Origin of the sequence: Microbulbifer sp. A4B17, from assembly GCF_003076275.1 — a bacterium.
Lineage (GTDB): Bacteria > Pseudomonadota > Gammaproteobacteria > Pseudomonadales > Cellvibrionaceae > Microbulbifer.
Map to the genome: position 1 here is coordinate 226855 of NZ_CP029064.1, position 21004 is coordinate 247858.

22 protein-coding genes are annotated in these 21004 nt (G+C 52.7%); 17 read left to right on the plus strand and 5 right to left on the minus strand.

Going from position 1 to position 21004, the window contains the following annotated elements; genetic code table 11:
• Window positions 1-2 precede the first annotated feature (2 nt).
• Entirely contained in the window at window positions 3-353 is a 351-nt protein-coding gene (locus tag BTJ40_RS01100; protein ID WP_108731388.1) for a lipoprotein, read from the minus strand.
• 107 nt (window positions 354-460) lie between these two features.
• Here BTJ40_RS01100 and cyaY point away from each other — a divergent pair, with 107 nt between their 5' ends.
• On the plus strand, window positions 461-787 hold the full coding sequence (cyaY, locus tag BTJ40_RS01105; RefSeq protein ID WP_108731389.1) for an iron donor protein CyaY: 327 nt from the start codon (window positions 461-463) through the stop codon (window positions 785-787).
• Here cyaY and argH read toward each other — a convergent pair.
• Window positions 784-2208, minus strand: a complete 1425-nt coding sequence (gene argH, locus BTJ40_RS01110) for an argininosuccinate lyase (RefSeq protein WP_108731390.1) — start codon at window positions 2206-2208, stop codon at window positions 784-786. The genes cyaY and argH overlap by 4 nt on opposite strands.
• A gap of 89 nt (window positions 2209-2297) precedes the next feature.
• Here argH and BTJ40_RS01115 point away from each other — a divergent pair, with 89 nt between their 5' ends.
• Together BTJ40_RS01115 and BTJ40_RS01120 are read left to right on the plus strand one after the other, a co-directional pair.
• Window positions 2298-3455 carry a sensor histidine kinase gene (locus BTJ40_RS01115; RefSeq protein ID WP_108731391.1) on the plus strand — a complete coding sequence of 386 codons (1158 nt, stop codon included), beginning with the start codon at window positions 2298-2300 and terminating at the stop codon, window positions 3453-3455.
• Window positions 3452-4198 carry a LytTR family DNA-binding domain-containing protein gene (locus BTJ40_RS01120; RefSeq protein ID WP_108731392.1) on the plus strand — a complete coding sequence of 249 codons (747 nt, stop codon included), beginning with the start codon at window positions 3452-3454 and terminating at the stop codon, window positions 4196-4198. Before BTJ40_RS01115 ends, BTJ40_RS01120 begins: the two co-directional genes overlap by 4 nt.
• A gap of 71 nt (window positions 4199-4269) precedes the next feature.
• Here the strand turns inward: BTJ40_RS01120 and BTJ40_RS01130 are convergent, their stop codons facing one another.
• From BTJ40_RS01130 to BTJ40_RS01140, 3 genes are all read right to left on the minus strand, one after another.
• Window positions 4270-4578 (minus strand): SDR family NAD(P)-dependent oxidoreductase, encoded by a 309-nt coding sequence (locus BTJ40_RS01130; protein ID WP_108731393.1) that lies wholly within the window; start codon window positions 4576-4578, stop codon window positions 4270-4272.
• Window positions 4579-4814: 236 nt separating this feature from the next.
• Entirely contained in the window at window positions 4815-5966 is a 1152-nt protein-coding gene (locus BTJ40_RS01135; RefSeq protein ID WP_108731394.1) for a PilT/PilU family type 4a pilus ATPase, read from the minus strand.
• A gap of 60 nt (window positions 5967-6026) precedes the next feature.
• Complete coding sequence (locus BTJ40_RS01140; protein ID WP_108731395.1) at window positions 6027-7061, minus strand: type IV pilus twitching motility protein PilT; 1035 nt, start codon at window positions 7059-7061, stop codon at window positions 6027-6029.
• A gap of 69 nt (window positions 7062-7130) precedes the next feature.
• Between BTJ40_RS01140 and BTJ40_RS01145 the strand changes: the two genes are divergently transcribed.
• The 14 genes from BTJ40_RS01145 to ubiD all read left to right on the plus strand — a co-directional run bounded on the left by BTJ40_RS01145 (window position 7131) and on the right by ubiD (window position 20908).
• Window positions 7131-7835 (plus strand): YggS family pyridoxal phosphate-dependent enzyme, encoded by a 705-nt coding sequence (locus tag BTJ40_RS01145; RefSeq protein ID WP_108731396.1) that lies wholly within the window; start codon window positions 7131-7133, stop codon window positions 7833-7835.
• A gap of 37 nt (window positions 7836-7872) precedes the next feature.
• A complete protein-coding gene (locus BTJ40_RS01150; protein ID WP_157953851.1) occupies window positions 7873-8160 on the plus strand; it encodes a hypothetical protein in 288 nt (95 codons plus the stop codon).
• 320 nt (window positions 8161-8480) lie between these two features.
• Window positions 8481-9356 carry a pyrroline-5-carboxylate reductase gene (gene proC / locus BTJ40_RS01155; RefSeq protein WP_369974266.1) on the plus strand — a complete coding sequence of 292 codons (876 nt, stop codon included), beginning with the start codon at window positions 8481-8483 and terminating at the stop codon, window positions 9354-9356.
• 65 nt (window positions 9357-9421) lie between these two features.
• A complete protein-coding gene (locus tag BTJ40_RS01160; protein WP_108731398.1) occupies window positions 9422-10030 on the plus strand; it encodes a YggT family protein in 609 nt (202 codons plus the stop codon).
• Window positions 10031-10202: 172 nt separating this feature from the next.
• Window positions 10203-12170: a dynamin family protein gene (locus BTJ40_RS01165; protein ID WP_108731399.1), complete on the plus strand. Its 1968-nt coding sequence runs from the start codon at window positions 10203-10205 to the stop codon at window positions 12168-12170.
• A gap of 171 nt (window positions 12171-12341) precedes the next feature.
• Window positions 12342-13544: a homoserine O-acetyltransferase gene (locus BTJ40_RS01170; RefSeq protein WP_108731400.1), complete on the plus strand. Its 1203-nt coding sequence runs from the start codon at window positions 12342-12344 to the stop codon at window positions 13542-13544.
• On the plus strand, window positions 13544-14134 hold the full coding sequence (metW, locus tag BTJ40_RS01175) for a methionine biosynthesis protein MetW (protein ID WP_108731401.1): 591 nt from the start codon (window positions 13544-13546) through the stop codon (window positions 14132-14134). Before BTJ40_RS01170 ends, metW begins: the two co-directional genes overlap by 1 nt.
• 139 nt (window positions 14135-14273) lie before the next feature.
• Window positions 14274-14723, plus strand: a complete 450-nt coding sequence (locus tag BTJ40_RS01180) for a DUF4426 domain-containing protein (RefSeq protein WP_108731402.1) — start codon at window positions 14274-14276, stop codon at window positions 14721-14723.
• A 94-nt stretch (window positions 14724-14817) separates the two neighbouring features.
• Window positions 14818-15435 carry an RdgB/HAM1 family non-canonical purine NTP pyrophosphatase gene (gene rdgB / locus BTJ40_RS01185; protein ID WP_108731403.1) on the plus strand — a complete coding sequence of 206 codons (618 nt, stop codon included), beginning with the start codon at window positions 14818-14820 and terminating at the stop codon, window positions 15433-15435.
• Window positions 15419-16642: a radical SAM family heme chaperone HemW gene (gene hemW / locus BTJ40_RS01190; protein WP_108731404.1), complete on the plus strand. Its 1224-nt coding sequence runs from the start codon at window positions 15419-15421 to the stop codon at window positions 16640-16642. The genes rdgB and hemW overlap by 17 nt, the downstream gene beginning before the upstream one ends.
• 148 nt (window positions 16643-16790) lie before the next feature.
• On the plus strand, window positions 16791-17120 hold the full coding sequence (gene trxA, locus BTJ40_RS01195) for a thioredoxin TrxA (RefSeq protein WP_108731405.1): 330 nt from the start codon (window positions 16791-16793) through the stop codon (window positions 17118-17120).
• Window positions 17121-17485: 365 nt separating this feature from the next.
• Window positions 17486-18745, plus strand: a complete 1260-nt coding sequence (gene rho, locus BTJ40_RS01200) for a transcription termination factor Rho (RefSeq protein ID WP_108731406.1) — start codon at window positions 17486-17488, stop codon at window positions 18743-18745.
• 270 nt (window positions 18746-19015) lie between these two features.
• On the plus strand, window positions 19016-19285 hold the full coding sequence (locus tag BTJ40_RS01205) for an RNA-binding protein (protein WP_108731407.1): 270 nt from the start codon (window positions 19016-19018) through the stop codon (window positions 19283-19285).
• A gap of 156 nt (window positions 19286-19441) precedes the next feature.
• Window positions 19442-20908 (plus strand): 4-hydroxy-3-polyprenylbenzoate decarboxylase, encoded by a 1467-nt coding sequence (gene ubiD / locus BTJ40_RS01210; RefSeq protein ID WP_108731408.1) that lies wholly within the window; start codon window positions 19442-19444, stop codon window positions 20906-20908.
• Window positions 20909-21004: the final 96 nt, after the last annotated feature.

Here is a 21004-nt window from a genome sequence, read left to right on the forward strand (position 1 = left end):
TCTTACTCTTCTAAATCTTCCTCGACATTGGAGTCATCCGCTGTGCCCGATTCGTCGTCGACTTCGATAGTCGGGCCGGTCTCAATAGTGTCATCAATACCGAAGTCGGGCTCATAGCCGTCTTCAGATTCAATTTCGTCAACAGTTTCCACTGCCTGTTCTGCTGCAGAGCCGGGTTCGCCGGGTTGTGCAGCACCGCTGGTGGGTACTGTCTCTGGTGGACCGCCTGGAATATTGGAGGCGGGCATGGCGGGGTCCTGGGGAAGATAGAGAGGACCTTTTTGGCCACAGCCCAGTAACAGTGCAGTGGCACCGATGGTAATGGATAATAGAGAGAGTCGTTTTTTGAGCATCGATAACATCCTGAGAGTCGGAGATTCGCAGCGGTAACCGGCAAAAGCCTGATAGTATAGCGGCCCACCTGATTCAACACATTACTCGGTAACAGAAGTAACCAAAGATGAGCCAAGCGGAATATGATGCGGCTGTGGAGCAGACTCTAATCGGTATTGAGGATGCACTCGATCACTGCGATTGGGATATTGACTACGAACGCAGTGATGCGGTGCTGACCCTGACTCTGGAGGGCAATGGCAGCCAGGTAATTCTCTCGCGCCAGTCCGCCAACCGGGAGCTGTGGGTCGCCGCCAAATCCGGTGGCTACCATCTATCTTTTGAAAATCCCGGCTGGAACTGCACCACGACCGGTGAGGATCTGCCCACTTTACTTGACCGCGTATTGAGCGAGCAGCAAGGCGAACAGGTTTCCCTCGGCTTATCCGCTTAAGCGCGCTGAGAAATTTCCTCCCGTGCGCGCTTGCAGGCCGCGCGCACCTGGTTCGGTGCGGTACCGCCAATATGGTCGCGCGCCGCAACTGAGCCCTCTAAAGTCAGCACCTCAAATACATCTTCGCCAATTTCTGTTGAGAATTGTTGTAGCTGGGCCAGGCTGAGTTCGGATAAGTCTTTATCCTGTTCAATGGCAAAGGATACCGACTGCCCGACAATCTCGTGAGCATCGCGGAAGGCCACCCCTTTACGCACCAGGTAATCGGCCAGGTCCGTCGCGGTGGAGAAGCCCTTGGCCGCAGCTTCCAGCATATTTTCTTTTTTCGCCTTCAGTGCCGGCGCCATATCGGCAAACGCGCGCAGGCAATCCAGTGCGGTATCAGCGGCATCGAATAGCGGCTCTTTATCTTCCTGGTTGTCTTTGTTATAGGCCAGCGGCTGGCTCTTCATCAGTGTGAGCAGTGCAATCAGGTGGCCGTTAACCCGACCGGTTTTTCCGCGCACCAGCTCCGGAACATCGGGGTTTTTCTTCTGCGGCATAATTGAGGAGCCGGTGCAGAAGCGATCGGGCAGGTCAATAAAGTCGAACTGGCTGGAAGTCCACAGCACCAGCTCTTCACTGGCCCGAGACAGATGGGTGAGCAGCAGCGCGGCGAAAGCACAGAATTCGATAGCGAAATCCCGGTCGCTGACCGAGTCGAGGGAGTTTTCTGTGGGGGCATCGAAACCCAGCAACTCCGCCGTGCGTGCGCGATTGATCGGATAGCTGGTGCCGGCCAGTGCTGCGGCCCCCAACGGTGAGCGGTTAACCCGTTTGCGGCAATCCATGAGGCGCTCGAAATCCCGGCTCAGCATGGCGTTCCAGGCCAGTAAGTGGTGGCCAAAGGTCACCGGTTGCGCGCTCTGTAAGTGAGTAAAGCCGGGCATAATGGTATCGGCTTCGCGCTCCGCTAAATCGACCAAGCCATTTTGCAGGCGGGTCAGTTCGGCAGCAATCAGATCGATGCGCCCACGCAGCCACAGGCGGATGTCGGTTGCCACCTGATCGTTGCGCGAGCGGCCGGTATGCAGTTTCTTGCCAGTGGCACCAATGCGTTGGGTCAGGCGCGCTTCGATATTCATATGGACATCTTCGAGCTGCACAGACCAGGGAAATTCACCCGCTTTTATCTCTTCGGCGATGCCCTTCAGGCCGTCGGCTATCTTGTGATATTCATCAGCACTTAATACCCCTACTTCTGACAACATCTGCGCGTGGGCAAGTGACCCCTGGATGTCTTCCATTGCCATACGCTGATCAAAAGTCACTGAGGCGGTAAATCGCTCAACAAAGGCATCGGTGGCTTCGCTAAAGCGGCCACCCCAGAGTTTGGCGGCAGGATTGTTGGAGGACTCAGAGAGGGATTTTTCGTTACTCATGGTTTTCCTGGCTGCAGTGAGGTGAAAGGCTGGGGAGCTTGGTGGTATCTTGCGCTTGGAACTTTGGGACAATCAAGAATAACAACTGCATGTCATCCCCCTGGCCGTCGGGCATTATAGCGCAGAAAATTCGAAAATATTGCACAGGAAATAAGGATTCTGCGCTATCTGGGCAGCTTCCGTTTCTGCCAGACCTCTGTAGTGTCACCTCTCTGGCGGTACTGGTGTTGATGGGGGAATTGCTGGCATTGGTGCTGGTCCTGGCCCTGGATGGTTTACCCGAATTCAGTTGGCAGCGCCTGGGGCTGATCTCTCTGGTGATCCAATGGGTGATATTGCCCTCGGCCGCGCTACTTTGCCGGCTTCGGCCGAGCCTGGCGAAAATGCCCCACAAACTCGCTGGCGGCTTGAGTTTTATTGCAGTGCTGTCGGTGCTCATATTGGTGATGGCAGTGCAGCGCTCCCTGCGCGCGGTGCTGTTACAGACCAGCTTTGACAGTTGGGGGTTTGCGGGCGACTGCCTGCTTGGGGCTATTTGTGCGGGGGTGGTATTGCGCTACGCCTATCTTCAGCAGCAACTCTACAACCAGCAGCAGGCGGAGCTCGGTGCCCGAATTGAGGCACTTCAATCGCGGATTCGCCCCCATTTCCTCTTTAACAGTATGAACAGCCTGGCTAGTTTGATCGCTGTTGATCCTGATCGCGCGGAGCGGTTGGTAGAGGATTTATGTGCATTATTTCGTGCAAGCCTCGCCGATCCAAAGCTGGTGCCTTTAGCGCAAGAGATTACTCTAGCCCAACGCTATTTGGAGATTGAAGCCCTGCGTCTGGGGGAGCGTTTGCGCCAGAGTTGGCAGCTAGACGAGGGCCTGGATAAGGTTCAGCTGCCCAGTATGTTGCTACAACCCCTATTGGAGAATGCGGTGTTGCACGGTGTGGCACAGTTGCGGGCAGGCGGAGAGATCAGTGTACAACTCTCGCAAGAGGGGGGCATGTTCAAAGTTGTTATTGAAAACCCATTGCCACAGGACAGTGCAGTTCCTGCGAAGACTGGTAATGGCATGGCGACAGAGAATATTCGCCAGCGTCTCACTGCATACTACGGCGATCGCTTCAAATTTACCGCCCGTCGGGAGGCGGGCCGGTACCGGGTCATACTACAGCTACCCTTATCACCCCGGGAAGTGGACCGGCGGGAAATAGAGTCCACCACAAATTCCAAGAAAACGATCGAGGTGATGGAGTGACCCAATTGCGCGTACTGATTGTTGATGATGAGCCTTTGGCTCGTGCCCGTCTGCACCGGCAGTTGGAGAGGATCGATAATTGTATTGCTGTGGGAGAAGCGGCAGATATTGAAGCCGGACTATCACAGATCCGCGAACTCGACCCGGACCTTGTGCTACTGGATATTGAAATGCCCGGTGGTAGCGGCCTGGAATTGGCTCAGCAGTTATCCAGTTTCGCGTGTCCGCCGGCAATAATTTTCTGCACTGCCCACGATGAGTTTGCTTTGCCCGCTTTTGCCACCTCAGCGGTTGGGTATCTATTAAAACCTGTGAATGTCGAACAGCTGCGCGAGGCGGTTTCCAAAGCGCAGCGTCTGAGTAAGCCGCAGCAGCAGTTGTTAACCAAGCAGGATCTGGAGGAGCCCAGTGGCCGTAGCCGTATTAAGGCGATAAGTCGCCTGGGGGTGGAGTTGCTGGATGTAGATTCCATCCGCTGTCTGGTTGCGGACAGCAAGTATGTTGTGGCCCATCACTCTGCTGGAGAGACCATTCTGGATGAGTCTCTAAAAGAGCTTGAGAGTGAGTTTGGACAGCGTTTCGTGCGTATTCATCGCAGCGCGCTGGTGGCTGTGCAATATATTGTTGGGTTGCGCAGGGACGGTACAAATTACCGGGTAGAGCTGGATGGCGTAACAGCAGCGCCGCTGGTGAGCCGGCGCATGCTGCCCTCGGTAAAAGGATTGATCGCAGAGATGTGTTAGAGCTTAAATGCTTCCGCGGATAAAAACAGCGATTACGGCTGCCACCATTAATACCGCAAAACATACCCTGATTATTCGCGCTTGCCTGGGTTTATGGAAGACAGGCCGCAGGCTTCCTCGTTAACCAGGCAGCTAATTGGGCCTAGTTGCTCGTCGATCGCATTGAATAGCTGAACAATATCTTTCTCCGAGGAGATATCGGCGCGAACGGCTATTGCTAAAACACCAAAAGACCGAAGCTCGGCGATCAGTTCTTCCGCTTGCTGCTTGCGCTGCCGGTAGCTAATGGCAATCAGGTACCCCCTATGGGCAAGTAATTTGGCTGTCGCGGCACCAATGCCCCGGTTGCCACCAGTGATCAAGGCGACTTTTTTATTCATATTGATTGGTCACTCTTTAAACGGGACATTGCGCAGGAAAATAGAGGCTTATTGAAAAGCTATTTTCTTCCAATAAAAATGCTGCAGAAAAGAGCCTGCGAGATCATTCAATATCGGGCGGGATCAGCTTTTGCATCGCGGAAATATCCGCAGCGGATTATACCGGGTGAAAACCGTTTACAGGCTGGGGACCTTTGATATGCCTGTAAACGGTTTTGATCTGGCTGGATCGGGGGCTAGTAGAGCTGAGGACCACCGTCTCCGTACTCTGAATCATTTTGTAGACTCAACTCACCAGCGGCACTATTTAAGTACTCGGCATCGGATTCGGATTTGAGCTTAATCATCAGGCGCAAATCGTTGGCAGAGTCGGCGTGGGAGAGGGCATCCTCATAGGTAATTTCTCCCCCGTCGTAGAGCTCGTAGAGTGCCTGATCGAAGGTTTGCATTCCCTGCTCACCAGAGCGCTTCATCAACTCCTTGATCTTATCAACTTCGCCCTTGCGGATCAGGTCCGACATCAGTGGGGTATTGATCATGATCTCCAGGCAGGCACGGCGGCCATCGCCATCGGGGGTCGGTACCAGCTGCTGGGCCACCATCGCCTTCAGGTTGAGGGACAGGTCCATAAACAACTGTTTGTGGCGGTCTGCCGGGAAAAAGTGAATGATCCGGTCGAGGGCCTGGTTGGCATTGTTGGCGTGGAGGGTGCACAGACACAAATGGCCGGTCTCGGCGAAAGCGATGGCGTGGTCCATGGTTTCGCGGGAGCGTACCTCACCGATCAGAATAACATCTGGCGCCTGACGCAGAGTGTTTTTCAGGGCTACATCGAAAGACTCGGTATCCAGGCCCACTTCGCGCTGGGTCACAATACAGCCGCGATGCTGGTGGATAAATTCGATCGGGTCCTCAATGGTGATGATATGGCCCTTGGTGTTCTCATTGCGGTGGCCGATCATGGAGGCGAGGGATGTGGACTTACCGGTACCGGTGGCGCCGACAAAAATAATCAGCCCGCGTTTGGTCATGGCCAGGTCTTTGAGTACATCGGGTAGTCCGAGTCCATCGATAGTGGGGATTTTGGTTTCGATGCGACGCAGCACCATACCCACCAGATTGCGCTGGAAGAAGGCCGATACCCGGAAACGCCCCACGTTGCGCACTGCAATCGCGAAGTTCAATTCCTTTTGCTCGGCAAACTCGCGCCGCTGTTTCTCGTTCATGGTTCCCACCACCAGCTCGCGCGCCTTCTCTGGCGTGAGCGCGGTGCTGCTGCAGGGCACCACTCGGCCGTGCAGTTTGATGGAGGGCGGGACGCCCGCCGTGATAAATAAATCCGAAGCGCCCTTCTCTACAACCAGTTGTAGAAGTCTTTCAATATCCATGGTGTTTACCGCGTTTTATCTCGACTTTTCTTCCCCAGATTGGGGGCGGGTTTTGGCCGTTTAGAAGTTCTCCGGCATCTTGGCTTTCTCGCGAGCCACTTCGCGGCTGATAATGCGGCGTGCCACCAGGTCTTCCAGACATTGGTCCATGGTCTGCATGCCGACGCTGGCTCCGGTCTGGATGGCCGAGTACATCTGCGCGATTTTGTCTTCGCGGATCAGGTTACGGATGGCTGGGGTACCACGCATAATTTCGTGGGCAGCGACCCGGCCACCGCCGTTTTTCTTCATTAGCGTCTGGGAGATAACGGCCTGTAGGGATTCCGACAGCATTGAACGCACCATGGCTTTCTCCTGCGCCGGGAATACATCCACCACACGGTCAATGGTTTTGGCGGCGGAAGTGGTGTGCAGGGTACCGAATACCAGGTGACCGGTCTCTGCCGCAGTCAGCGCCAGGCGAATGGTCTCCAGGTCCCGCATCTCACCCACGAGAATAATGTCCGGGTCTTCACGCAGTGCAGAGCGCAGTGCCTCGGCAAAGCCGTGGGTATCCCGGTGTACCTCACGCTGGTTCACCAGGCACTTCTTGGATTCGTGCACAAATTCGATCGGGTCCTCAATGGTGAGGATATGCTCGTATTTATTGTCGTTGATGTAGTCCATCATCGCCGCCAGGGTAGTGGACTTACCGGAACCCGTGGGCCCGGTTACCAGCACCAAGCCGCGGGGAGTATCTGAAATCTGCTTGAAAACCTGGCCCATTCCCAGGTCTTCCATAGTGAGAACCTTGGAGGGAATGGTCCGGAATACGGCGCCGGCACCCCGGTTGTGGTTAAAGGCGTTTACACGAAAGCGGGCGACACCGGGGACTTCAAAAGAGAAGTCTGTTTCCAGTAGTTCTTCGTAATCCTTGCGCTGCTTATCGTTCATGATCTCGTAGATCAGGCCGTGTACCTGCTTGTGCTCCATCGAGGGCAGGTTGATACGACGCACGTCGCCGTCGACACGAATCATCGGCGGCAGGCCCGCCGAGAGGTGTAGGTCCGAGGCGTTTTGCTTGGCGCTAAAGGCGAGGAGTTCAGTGATATCCATACTGCTACCTTATGGTTCTTGTTTGGGCTCAGGTAAAATCGCCGCTCAAATCGGTAAGGGCACCAGTATATGCGCAAAGAGACAATCGTCGAAAACCTGAATGCAGTAGGTGAGCGGATTGTGACATGCTGCAACAACTGCGATCGCAACCCCGCAGAAATTACCCTGTTGGCGGTTTCCAAAACACGACCGGCGGAAGACCTGCGGATTGCTTTTGCAGCTGGCCAGCATCACTTTGGCGAAAACTATTTACAGGAAGCCCTGCAAAAACAGGATGCCCTGTCCGACCTGGATATTCACTGGCATTTTATTGGGCCGCTTCAATCGAACAAAAGCCGCGCTGTGGCGGAGCGATTCCAGTGGATGCACACGGTGGATCGCTTAAAAATCGCCCAACGTCTGTCGGCACAGCGTCCCAGTAATATGGCACCACTCAATATCTGCTTGCAGGTGAATATCGATGGCGAGCAGAGCAAGTCTGGCATAGCTCCACAGGATTTGGTGGCTCTGGCGCGTGAAGTGATGATATTGCCAGGGCTGCGCCTGCGTGGCTTGATGGCGATTCCCGCTGCTCGTGACAATGTATTTGAGCAGGAAAAACCGTTTATCCAGTTGGCAGGGCTGCTGCAAAGTCTTCGCGAAGAATTTCCCGAACAGGCCCTCGAAACACTATCCATGGGTATGTCTAAAGATATGGAGGCTGCTATTGCCTGCGGCGCCACTATTGTGCGTATCGGCACGGATATTTTTGGGGCACGAAACTATTCTGCATGACAGAATTAGTATGCAAATAGATTTTTTTGGATATGGAATGACAAAATCTGAGACTGTAGATGTAGCGCTGCTGCTTTTATCGGTGAGTGCAGTATTGTCTCTGTCTGTTACGAATAGTGTACTGGTGACCTGGGTAGCACTTGAGTGGTTGGCTTTTATCTGCCTGCTTTCATTTGTCTCTCCCAAAATCTCATTGATTACCGGCTTTTTGAATTCGGCAGTTACCGGAATACTCGGAGAGGAGAGCCGTTATTGGCTGTGGATTCTGGCGATTGCTCTTAACTTGATTGCGATTGTGGAAACATTTCCCTTTTTGTTTAGCTAATTACAAACTGTTAAATCAGCTTGATTCTGCAGCGAAAACGGCCGTAAAGGCCGTTTTCTTTTACTTGTAATTAAACAGTTATTGCTCAGTCGCGGTGAGCTGTTTTTCAGGAAGGCACGCATCTTTGGAGCTTACCCGTCACCATATTCGACCCGACGCAGGTCCCGGCGATAGCTCTTGGTATTGGTTAGAAAGGTGACAAAAATGCCATCCTTCTTGCATATCTCCGTACCCCCTTTGGAAGGGGCCACCTTGATGTGGCACTCTTGTTATTCCCATAGAGTGACCACATATTATCGAATTCCTCCAAAGGAGGAATGGTGAAAAACCTTTTACCATCTGAAGCTACCGAGGTGATGAGAGTGAGTGCCGCAGACCCTAAAATCGTCTTTATCGGAGGTGCCGGCAATATGGCTGGTGCGGTTATAGGTGGTTTGGTGGCTTCTGGCCATCCAGCAGATAAGATTATTGCTACGGGTCGCGACCTGGCCAAGCTCAATGCTTTTGCGGAAACTCATGGTGTCAGCATCAGTGATGACAATGCTGCTGCGGTTGCAGAAGCAGATGTGATTGTTCTATCTGTTAAGCCACAGGTTATGCGCGCACTGTGTGAGGAGTTAAAGCCACATCTTGCCGAGCGAACGCCGCTCATTATCACTTTTGCAGCGGGCATCCCTCTGGCTGCTTACCAGCGTTGGATGGGAGAGCACCTACCCATTGTCAGGGCAATGCCCAATACTCCCGCATTGGTACAAACCGGGGTTACCGGTCTCTATGCCGATAGCCAAGTAACAGATGAGCAGAGAGAGCTTGCCGAGCGTATCGTTGATGCAGTGGGCATCTCTTACTGGGTTGACGAAGAACGCGGCATTGATCAGGTAATTGCAGTAGCGGGATCGGCACCAGCTTACTTTTTCCAGTTTATGGAGGCCATGATTGATGCGGCCTCCGCTGGTGGTCTCGCTCGCGCTGATGCGGAGCGCCTTGTGTTGCAAACTGCTCTGGGCGCCGCCAAACTGGCCGTCGCCAGTGATGTAGATGTCGCGCAATTAAAACGCAATGTAATGTCGCCGGGTGGCACTACTGAGCGTGCCGTTCAAAGATTTGAGCAGGGTGGATTGCCACAATTGGTAGCCGATGCCATGCGCGATTGTGAGGAGCGGGCTGCGGAAATGGCAAAAGAATTAGACAGTTAATAGTACGAGTCTAAGTTGTGGAAGCAGCATGGGCTGCCGTTAATCTTTTTGTTTAGGGTTTATCCATGGTCAATACCTTTAGCAGTATCGGCGTTTATGTCGTAGGCATAGTGGGCATTTTGTACCTTTTTGCCGTGTTGTTGCGTTTCTTATTGCAGTTGGCCCGCGCGGACTTTTATAACCCCTTATCCCAGGGTATTGTGAAGGTAACAAACCCTTTGCTACTGCCATTGCGCAAAGTAGTGCCGGGACTTTTTGGTGTCGATATGGCGTCGGTGGTGCTGGCGTTGTTAGTCGGCTGGGTGATGATTATGGCTTGCGCCATGATTGCCGGTTACGGTGTGGTTAACCCCCTCAGTGCACTGCTGTGGTCATTGATTGGCTGTATATCCACTGTGATAGCGGTGGTGTTTATCGGCTTGTTGATTTCTATCGTTGCCAGCTGGATTGCTCCGAATAGTGGCCACCCGGTTTTGATTCTATTGCATCAACTCCTGGAGCCCTTCTGCGGCCCTGTGCGACGACTGATTCCACCATTGGGAGTGATTGATATCAGCCCGATTTTCGTCTTTATCCTGCTTACCGTGGCCGACAAGCTGTTATTTGGCTTTGCCCAGATGGCCAATATGCCCGCCTTTGTCTATAGCCTGTTCTGGCATATACCCGGCTTTTAAGGAGTAGTTCAAAGGTTCCTTAAATTGTGATCGGCTGAACATTTCTTCAGCCGCGCGCACTGGATCGCATTTGGCGCGGTGTTAGACTCATATACTATCGATTGACGGCCTTTTCCCTCATCCCAGGGGTGGGTCGATAGTCACCAGGTCTCAATAACAAGAACACCGTGAAATGGAAGACGCACTTTTACGCCAGCATATTTCTGACTACGACCGTTGGAAAAAGAACCTCGATCGTCAGTTCGCCCACTTCAGCCAATGGCTTGAGCAGCACTTCTCTAACTCTGCAGGCGCATGCCAGGTTGTACAGCAGGCCCGCGCCCTGCTTGCCGATGACCAGTTCACCTTGGTTCTGGTAGGGGAATTCTCACGGGGGAAAACTGAATTGCTCAATGCGCTGTTGTCGCAAACTTACGGCCAGCGTTTACTTCCTTCGAGGCCCGGGCGCACCACTATGTGTCCCACGGAAATCTTCAGCGATGGCAGCGAACGCGCCAGTTTGCGGCTACTGCCGATCGAGACCCTGGCGACGAATACCAGCCTGGAGAGTTTCCGTCGAATTCCGCAAAAGTGGGTAACTCACGAGTTTGATGCCAAGGATGCGGAGTCGACCCGTGAAACTTTATTAAAGGTTGCCTCGACTAAGTCGGTGATGCCGGAAGAGGCCGCTCGCTACGGTTTTGACCGGCGCCACCTGGATGGCAAGGGGAATCTTGTCGAGATCCCCGCTTGGCGCTTTGCTCTGATCAGCTTGCCGCATCCACTGCTGGACCAGGGGTTGCGTATTATCGATACCCCTGGACTGAACGCCCTAGGCAATGAGCCGGAACTGACTTTGAGTACATTGCCTGGGGCCCAGGCCGTCGCCTTCCTGCTGGCTGCCGATGCCGGGGTAAGTGGCACCGATATGAGTATGTGGGAGACTCACCTGGCGCCATTGCAGGAGCATCGCGGAACATCCGTGATGGCCCTGCTCAACAAGATGGATGTGCTCTGGGATGATCCCGAGGAGGATGCGGAGCTGCTGTTGCGCCGCATGCGCGCTGAAGTGGCAGGTCTGCTGTCTCTACCTCAGGACAGCGTTGCTGGCGTTTCTGCAAAAATGGCCCTGCTAGGCCGACAGCAGCGTGATCCGGATCTGCTGCGAAATAGCCGCTATGGTGAGTTTGAGCGGATGTTAGTGCAGCGCTTGTTGGAGCATCGCCATAAAATGGCCGAACATCGCTCACTGCACCAGGCGCTGACATTGATGGCTGATACCCGCGACCTGCTCAAGCGTCGTTTGAATAGTGGACGCGCTGCACTATCTCACTTGCAGCGTAATAGTGGCAGTACCTCTGAGCAGTTGGCAGAACTGGAGCAGCTACAGACAACTGTTCGCGATCAACACAAGCTTTGTCACCAGGAGTTGCTGACGCTCAAATCGAGCCAGCGAATGCTTTCGCGACAAAGCACCTCTCTGCTAGCGCCAATTTCCAAACAGCAATTACAGTCGCTGATCGACGATACCCTGGCTACCCTCAACCGCCGCTGGACGCCCATGGGTCTGGCCAAGGCTATTGACACATTTATGGAGGGGGTGGACCTCCAGCTGTCCAACCTTGAGCGGGAGGTAGATCAGGCTAACCGCTTGCTTGATGCGGTGTTTGAACGCTCCAGCTTGAAGAAAGTTGACGATGCAGAGCAGTATTTCACTATCCGCAAATTTCGCTTTGCCCTGCGCGGCCTGCATCGGCAGGCCGCGCAGCTACGACGTTCCCCGCAATTACTGCTTGCGCGTCGCAGCCGCCTCAGTGAGCGCTTTATTACCACGCTCGCCAGTGAAGTGGGCAGGCTCTACGACGATATGAGTAACAAGGCGGAAAACTGGCTGGAGCATGCCCTTGAGCCTCTTAAACAGCATGCGCAGTATCAAAAGCAATTACTGAACCGCCACCTGATTAAGCTTACAGAGCTGAAACAGAAAACTCGCAGTCGTCGCACGGATCTTCGAACTCTGGAGGATGAAGTGCAGCGCAATGATAAGGCTCTGGTGGCGTTGGAAGATTTGCTGCGGCACAGCAGTTCGGCACCGCAGCCGGTTGCACCTGCACCGCGCGCTCACAATGTGACACCTTTGAAGGCCTCCCATACCACCTGAATCGGGTGCTGAGGAGTTTCTGAGAGCCCGCCAGGGATTTTACGGAATTAGCCAGAGGCTCCCAATTGTTATTGGTTCTGACTGGCATTTGTTATAAGTTGCAGTGTTCTCGTTCACTGATTGCTTAGGCATTTGCCAAGCAATACCTTTCAACATGACAGATACAGTACCTTGTCAACGGAAAATTCTACCGCTTCCCCGAAAGCTCAAGCTGCCACTACCGATGATGCTGGCTCAGTGGGTCTTGTCGAGCCCAAAAGTCACAGCTTTAGTGAGCCGCTGGAACTGGCCTGTGGCCGAGTGCTCAAAAATTACACTCTGGTTTACGAGACCTACGGCGAACTCAATGGAGCAAAGAGTAATGCAGTCCTGATCTGTCACGCGCTTTCGGGACACCATCACGCTGCAGGGCGACACAATGCCGAGGATAAGCGTCCGGGTTGGTGGGACCATTACATCGGTCCAGGCAAGCCGATCGATACCGATCATTTTTTCGTAGTGTCCGTTAATAATCTCGGTGGTTGTCACGGGTCTACGGGTCCCATATCCATAAACCCGGAGACCGGCACTACCTGGGGGCCGGACTTCCCATCGCTGCGCGTGCGCGATTGGGTTCACAGCCAAGCTCGCCTGGCGGATATTTTGGGTATTCATCAATGGGCAGCTGTGATAGGTGGCAGTCTCGGCGGGATGCAGGCGATGCGCTGGTCTCTGGAATACCCCGAGCGTCTGCGCCATTGCGTGGTTATTGCCTCTGCCATGAAGTTGTCTGCACAAAATATCGCCTTTAATGAGACGGCGCGTCAGGCGATTACATCCGACCCGGATTTTTGTGACGGGCACTATCTGCAAGAGGGTAAGTTGCCCCGTCGAGGCCTGGCCGTTGCGCGTATGATCGGTCATATCACTTATCTTTCCGACGACGGCTTGGGGCGGAAGTTTGGCCGTGAATTGCGCAGTGGCAGCTTTCAACAGGGGTCGGATGAAGAAGTGGAATTTCAAATACAGAGCTATTTACGCCACCAGGGAGCGAGTTTCTCCAACACTTTCGACCCCAACACCTACATCCTGATGACACGAGCGCTGGATTTCTTCGATTTGGCGCGGGAGTACGATGATGACCCGGTAGAGGCCTTCTCCCATGCAAAGTGTCGCTTTTTATTGGTGTCATTCACTTCTGACTGGCGCTTTGCACCTGAGCGCTCCCGGGAAATTGCCGATGCACTGATGCATGCGGATATACCGGTGAGTTATGCCGAGGTGGAGTCGGCAATGGGGCACGACGCCTTCCTGCTACCCAATACCCGCTATGAAGGGGTATTTCGGGCCTATATGCAGCGAGTTGCGGCCGACATTGCTGAGGAGGTGTGCTGATGAGGATAGATTTGGATGTGATCCAGGGCTGGATTACACCTGGCAGCCGGGTTCTCGATCTCGGCTGTGGCGACGGTGCGCTGCTCGAGCAGCTAGGGATAAACAAGAACGTTAAAGGCTATGGCCTTGAAATCGATCCCGAGCAAATTGAGCGTTGCGTTGCCCGTGGCGTCAATGTTGTCGAGCAAAACCTGAATACGGGGTTGGGCAATTTTGCCGACGGCAGCTTTGATGCCGTGGTCATGACCCAGGCACTACAAACCCTGAGCAAGCCACACTTGGTTGTGGAGGAGATGCTCAGGGTCGGCCGGGATTGCATCATAACTTTTCCCAACTTTGGACAGTGGAAGGCTCGCTGGCACCTCGCATTTTCCGGGCGTATGCCGGTATCTGATTTATTACCTTACGAGTGGTATAACACGCCCAATATTCATTTTTGTACTTTTACTGACTTTGAGGTGTTGTGTCGGGAAAACAGCTGGACCATCCTGCATCGCCAGGTGGTTTCTGAGTCCTTGGCGGGCCGGGCACTCAAAGACTTTTTACCAAATTTGTTTGGTGAGACAGCCATATATCATCTAACTCGCTAAACTAAGATTTGCGCCAGCTCTTTTGTGGAGGACTTTGGCGCGAGGGACAGATTGAGTGAAGGGCACCCAGGGGCCCTGACTGGAGTTGACCACCGAACTTATTGGTAGAGGTGGCGGCTATAACAACTGGAGGTGGAGTGTGAAACGTATCCTTGCCGTGGCTGCTTCTGTGGCCCTGCTATTTTTGTCTGCCGGCGCTGCTGCGCAGGAAGCACGTATAATTAAAAATTATGTTGATTTTGGCGACTATCGAGTGGTCTATTCAGTGTTCAACAGCGATTTTATCCAGCCGGACATCGCGCGTCAGTACCAGTTGGCGCGGGCAAAAGACCGGGCCTATGTGAATGTCTCTGTAGTTAAGAAGGATGGCGGAACACATGGTCTCAGCGCTGAGATGTCTGGGACAGCAACTAATCTGATCCAGCAGTCGAGGCCGCTTAAGTTTAAGGAAATCCGGGAAGGGGATGCTGTGTATTATCTCGCGCCCCTACGATTTGAGGCTGAGGAAACCCTCACCTTTAACGTAGATGTCAAACTGCCCAATGGTAAAAATGAGACGATCAGCTTCCGTCGCAAACTGGATCGCTAGTAATGCAATGAGATTCCGCTGGCTTGGGTGCCCGCCGAATCCACTCCCTATGAATTGTAATGCGGGCTCAGGCCCGCTTTTTATTTGAAGTGACATGTTAAATAAAATTGTTCTTGCCAGTGGTAATGCCGGCAAACTTCGCGAATTTTCACAGCTGTTTGCCTCGTGGGAGGTAGAGGTTCTGCCCCAATCTGAGTTTGGGGTGAATGACGCTGATGAAACTGGGCTGAGCTTTATTGAAAATGCCTTGATCAAAGCTCGCCATGCCAGCCGCATCAGTGGCTTGCCGGCGTTGGCGGATGATTCAGGCTTGGCGGTGGATGCATTACGCGGCGCACCGGGAATCTACTCTGCGCGTTACTCGGGAGTAGGAGCTACGGATGAGAAAAACAATGCAAAGCTGTTGGAAGCCCTTAGCGATGCCGAGACAGACCAGCGCACCGCCAGTTTCCACTGTGCCCTGGCTTTTGTGCGCCAATGGGACGACCCGGTGCCATTGGTATGCAGCGCTAAGTGGAGCGGTACGATTTTACGGGAGCCCGCAGGGGATCAGGGGTTTGGCTATGACCCGCTGTTCTTTGTTGAGTCCGAGGGGATGACTTCTGCTGAGTTGCCGAGGGAGGCGAAGAATCGCCTGAGCCACCGGGCCAAGGCCATGGCCCAATTTGAACTTTTGTGGCGACAGAATATGCAGGGTGCCGACCTTGCCTGATAACAGCGCCGTATTACAACTGCCGCCGCTCAGTCTGTATATTCACATTCCCTGGTGTGTACGCAAATGCCCATACTGTGATTTCAACTCCCACCAGGCCGATAGAGATCGCGTTAACTCAGATTATGCCCTGCCGGAATCTGAATATGTGGAGCAGTTGCGCCTTGACCTGGTAAGCCAGCTGCCCTGGGTACAGGGGCGTAAATTGCAGTCCATATTTTTTGGCGGCGGCACACCGAGCCTGTTTTCCCCACAAGCAATTGGGAAGATCCTGGAAGGTGCCGAGCAAGTGGTCGGATTTGCGGACGATATCGAAATCACCCTGGAGGCTAACCCCGGCACTTTTGAACAGGCCAAGTTCACCGGCTACCGGGCTGTCGGGGTTAACCGCCTGTCCATTGGAGTGCAGAGTTTCGACTCCAACCAATTGCAGCAGCTGGGACGTATTCACAGCGGTGAAGAGGCCGAGAGTGCTCTGGCAATGGCGCGCCGAGCAGGCTTTGAGAATATTAACCTCGACTTGATGCACGGATTGCCCAAACAGACTGAAGAGGAAGCCCTCAATGATTTGCGTCGGGCAATTTCCCTGGCCCCAGAGCATATCTCCTGGTACCAGCTAACAATTGAGCCAAACACGGCATTTTACAGTGCGCCGCCGGTTACCCCCGGCTCGCAGATGATTGCCAGTATGCAGGGCAGTGGGCGAGAACTGCTCGCGTCGGAGGGTTATTGCCGCTACGAGGTGTCGGCTTACAGTAAATCCCAACTCGAGTCCCGCCACAATATTAACTACTGGTCTTTCGGAGACTATTTGGGTATTGGTGCCGGTGCTCATGGCAAGGTGACTCTGGTGGAAAGTGGACAAATTTTGCGCAGTCGACGTACTCGCACACCGAAGGATTACCTGTCCATTGGCAGGCAGCAACCAGGGTTGCTGCACAGCGCTTTATCTGAACCCCATACTGATCAGGTTGAGAGTGAGGATTTGCCGCTGGAGTTTCTGATGAATACCCTTCGCCTAGTGGGGGGGGTTCCCAGCGAGACTTTTACACATTACACCGGGTTGCCACTGTCTGAACTGCAAAAACAGTGGCCCACTCTGATAGCTATGGAGCTTGTGGAGTGTTTAGACGAGCGAATTGCCGCCAGTGCTTTTGGCTTTGACTATATCGATGAGGTCCTGCAGCGTTTCCTGGAACAGACGTAAGTCTGTTGGCAGGAGAGACTTGAAATCCCATTTTGCGCCCCAATTTTGAGGGCAATGGTGCATCGCAGCTGTAAAACCACTGCTGTGACCGTGAGAAGATGCGTTGGCTGTGCCCTCGCATCGAGAAACTAAAGAACAGGAATGCAATATGAGCGAGCACTCAATCATCAACGTATCTGACGCTGAATTCGAAGCAGAAGTTCTCAAAGCTGAAGGCCCTGTGCTGGTAGACTTCTGGGCACAGTGGTGCGGCCCGTGCAAGATGATCGCTCCAGTGCTGGAAGACCTGGCTGGCCACTACGGCGATAAGTTGAAGATCGTAAAAGTAGACGTTGATGCCAACAAAGAGAGCCCGGCAAAATATAATGTCCGCGGTATCCCCACACTACTGTTGTTCAAGGGTGGCAATGTAGAAGGCACTAAAGTCGGCGCATTGTCCCGCGCACAGCTGACTGAATTTATCGACAGCCAGCTGTAAGACTGTCGTTTCTATCCTGCAAAGGGGTAAATTTCTTTGCAGGATGGGAAACACCCGTTATACTGGCTGTAATTCTGAAATAGTTCAGCGGTCTTGAATTAAGTGAGACGAGCTGACAAAACGCCCCTCCACAGGGTCCCTGACCATCCCCGGTGCGTATACTCCTCGAGTTGAACTTGTTCTGATAATGCTCCATAAATTGATTATGGAGAGCATAAGTTTACTGAGTACTGTGGTCTTGGTAGAAAAAGGTACCTAGGTGTTTCGGGTAAATAGACGAGCTAATCTCTAATTATCAAACCCCTCCTCAAAATTTCAGGCGTGTCCGCGCCAAATGACAACAGAAACATTAATAAGCAATTGGTATGAATCTCTCCGAATTAAAAACCAAACCCATTGAAGAGTTGATTGAAATAGCCAAAGGCATGGGCCTGGAAAACCTGGCCCGTTCTCGCAAGCAGGATATTATTTTCAATATTCTCAAGCGACACGCCAAAAGCGGTGAAGATATTTATGGCGACGGCGTATTAGAAATCCTTCAAGACGGTTTTGGATTTTTGCGTTCTGCTGACTCCTCTTATCTCGCGGGACCGGATGATATATATGTATCTCCAAGTCAGATTCGCCGATTTAATTTACGTACGGGCGACTCAATTTCCGGAAAGATTCGCCCACCGAAAGAAGGCGAAAGATATTTTGCTTTATTAAAAGTTAACGAAATTAATTTTGACAAACCGGAAAACGCACGTAACAAAATTCTTTTCGAAAACCTCACTCCTCTCTTCCCCAACGATCGCCTCACCCTCGAGTGCGGAAACGGCTCCTCCGAAGACCTGATTGGTCGTATTATTGATCTTGTTGCTCCGATCGGAAAAGGCCAGCGCGGTTTGATTGTTGCGCCGCCGAAGGCGGGTAAAACGATTATGTTGCAAAATATGGCGCAAGCCATTACGCGCAATAATCCAGAATGCCATTTGATCGTATTGCTGATTGATGAGCGCCCTGAGGAAGTGACAGAAATGCAGCGCTCCGTGCGGGGTGAGGTTGTTGCCTCTACTTTTGATGAGCCACCGGCGCGTCACGTACAAGTAGCGGAAATGGTAATTGAAAAAGCCAAGCGCCTGGTAGAGCACAAGAAAGATGTGGTTATCTTGCTCGACTCTATCACCCGCTTGGCTCGCGCTTACAACACAACAGTTCCTAGCTCCGGTAAAGTATTAACCGGTGGTGTTGATGCCCACGCCTTAGAGCGTCCGAAGCGCTTCTTTGGTGCTGCGCGAAACATTGAAGAAGGCGGAAGTCTATCTATTATTGCTACTGCGCTTATCGATACCGGCTCGAAAATGGACGAAGTGATTTTCGAGGAGTTCAAAGGTACTGGTAATATGGAATTGCAGCTGGATCGCAAGATTGCTGAAAAACGCGTATATCCAGCCATTAATGTGCGCAGATCCGGCACTCGCCGGGAAGAGTTGTTAATGCCAGAGGGCGAGCTACAGCGCGTGTGGATTTTACGTAAGCTGTTACACGATATGGAAGATGTGGCATCGACTGAATTCCTAGTGGATAAATTGAAAGATTTCAAGACAAATGATGAATTCTTCCTATCCATGAAACGGAAATAATTGTTGTATATAAAGTTGCGTCTATAAAGGCGCTCTTTATTTACTTAAAGCAGAATAAGGCGGTTAATTGCGTCTATTACTGTTGAAAAGGCGAGCTATAAGGCATATAAAGTTCCACATTGTGGCGCTTGATATGGATTTTAGGCAACGCGCCTTACTGAATTGGCCCAGGAGTTTCTCCGAAAGGGCCAATCTCAAATGGTTAATCTGGTGGAGCTGGTTATCCATTTGTGACTGCACGACAGCCCACACACCTAGTGAGAACCTTTTGTGAATATCTATATTGGAAATCTGGCCTACGCGGTAACCTCTGACGACCTGCACGAAGCTTTCGGTGCATTCGGAGAGATCTCTCGGGCTACTGTTATCACCGACCGTGAGACTGGCCGCTCTAAAGGCTTCGGTTTCGTAGAAATGCCTAACGACGATGAAGCACGCAAAGCTATCGAAGAGATGAACGACCAGCCTATGTCTGGCCGTAACATCCGCGTTAACGAAGCTAAGCCTCGCGAAGATCGTCCGCGTCGCCCCCGCTTCTAAGCTGTTACAGGCTTATTATTTCCGCGGCTCGCAGCCCAGGCTTGCGAGCCGCGACTCCCTCCCTCCTCTCCCTGCATTCCAATTGGTGTGTTGTTACCTATCCTGCGCCTTCTGTTTTACACTGCGCTCTGGTTTATAGTCACGCCTTGTTAGCCCATGAAATATAAAGATCTACGCGACTTTATTAAGTTGCTGGAAAAGCGCGGCCTACTAAAACGAATCAAGCACCCTGTTGACCCCATTTTGGAAATGACAGAAATTTCCGATCGCGTATTGCGAGCTGAGGGGCCAGCGTTGCTGTTTGAGAGCCCGGTAGGCTTTGAGACCCCAGTTCTTGCCAACCTTTTCGGAACGCCAGAGCGAGTTGCTCTGGGGATGGGAAGAGAAAGTGTCGCCGAACTGCGTGAAGTGGGAGAACTTCTGGCTTTTCTCAAGGAGCCACAGCCACCGGAAAATCTACGTGATGCCTGGGAGAAGTTGCCGGTCTTTAAGCAGGTCCTGAATATGGGGCCAAAAGTCGTAAAAGGTGCCGCTTGCCAACAGGTAGTTATTGAGCGGGACCAGGTCGATCTGCAAAAACTGCCAATCCAAACCTGCTGGCCGGGAGATGCCGCCCCACTGGTCACTTGGCCCTTAGTGATTACCAGGGGACCCGAGAAGAAACGGCAAAACCTGGGCATATACCGGATGCAATTAATCGGAAAGAACCGCCTGATTATGCGCTGGCTCAGTCATCGCGGAGGAGCGCTGGATTATCGGGACTGGTGTAAGAGGCACCCCGGTGAACCCTATCCGGTAGCTGTTGCCCTGGGTGCCGATCCCGCTACAATTCTGGGGGCTGTTACCCCCGTGCCGGATACCTTGTCCGAATACGCTTTTGCCGGCCTGCTGCGCGGTGACAAGACTGAAGTCACCGAGGCCTTTCTCAGTGACCTTCAGGTACCCGCTAGTGCTGAATATGTGTTGGAAGGCTTTATCTATCCCGATGATATGGCGGACGAAGGCCCTTATGGAGATCACACGGGTTACTATAACGAAGTGGATAGCTTCCCGGTATTTACGGTGGAGAAGATCACCCATCGCAAAGATCCCATTTACCACAGCACCTACACAGGGCGCCCGCCAGATGAACCTGCAATTCTGGGAGAAGCTTTAAACGAGGTTTTTGTGCCAATACTGCAAAAGCAATTTCCCGAAATTGTGGATTTTTATCTGCCGCCGGAGGGGTGCTCTTACCGTCTCGCAGTCGTCACTATGAAGAAGCAATACGCCGGTCACGCCAAGCGCGTAATGATGGGGGTCTGGTCTTTCCTGCGTCAGTTTATGTATACCAAATTTGTTATTGTCGCCGATGAAGATGTTAATGCCAGGGACTGGAAAGATGTAATCTGGGCGATGACCACACGTATGGATCCGGCGCGGGACACAGTGATGGTAGAAAATACTCCGATTGATTATTTAGACTTTGCTTCACCGGTCTCCGGTTTAGGCTCAAAAATAGGTTTTGATGCGACTAATAAATGGGAAGGTGAAACTAGTCGTGAGTGGGGCGTACCTATTGAGCGCGACCAGAATGTGGTTAAAAAGGTAGATGAAATCTGGTCTAAATTAGGACTCGAATAAGCACAGCGTTATATTCTCAGTACCCCGCCCAAATAAGCGCCCCTGGCGGCGCTCAGCAGAGTGACCGCTTAGCGGTCACTCTTTATTTTTTTCTCT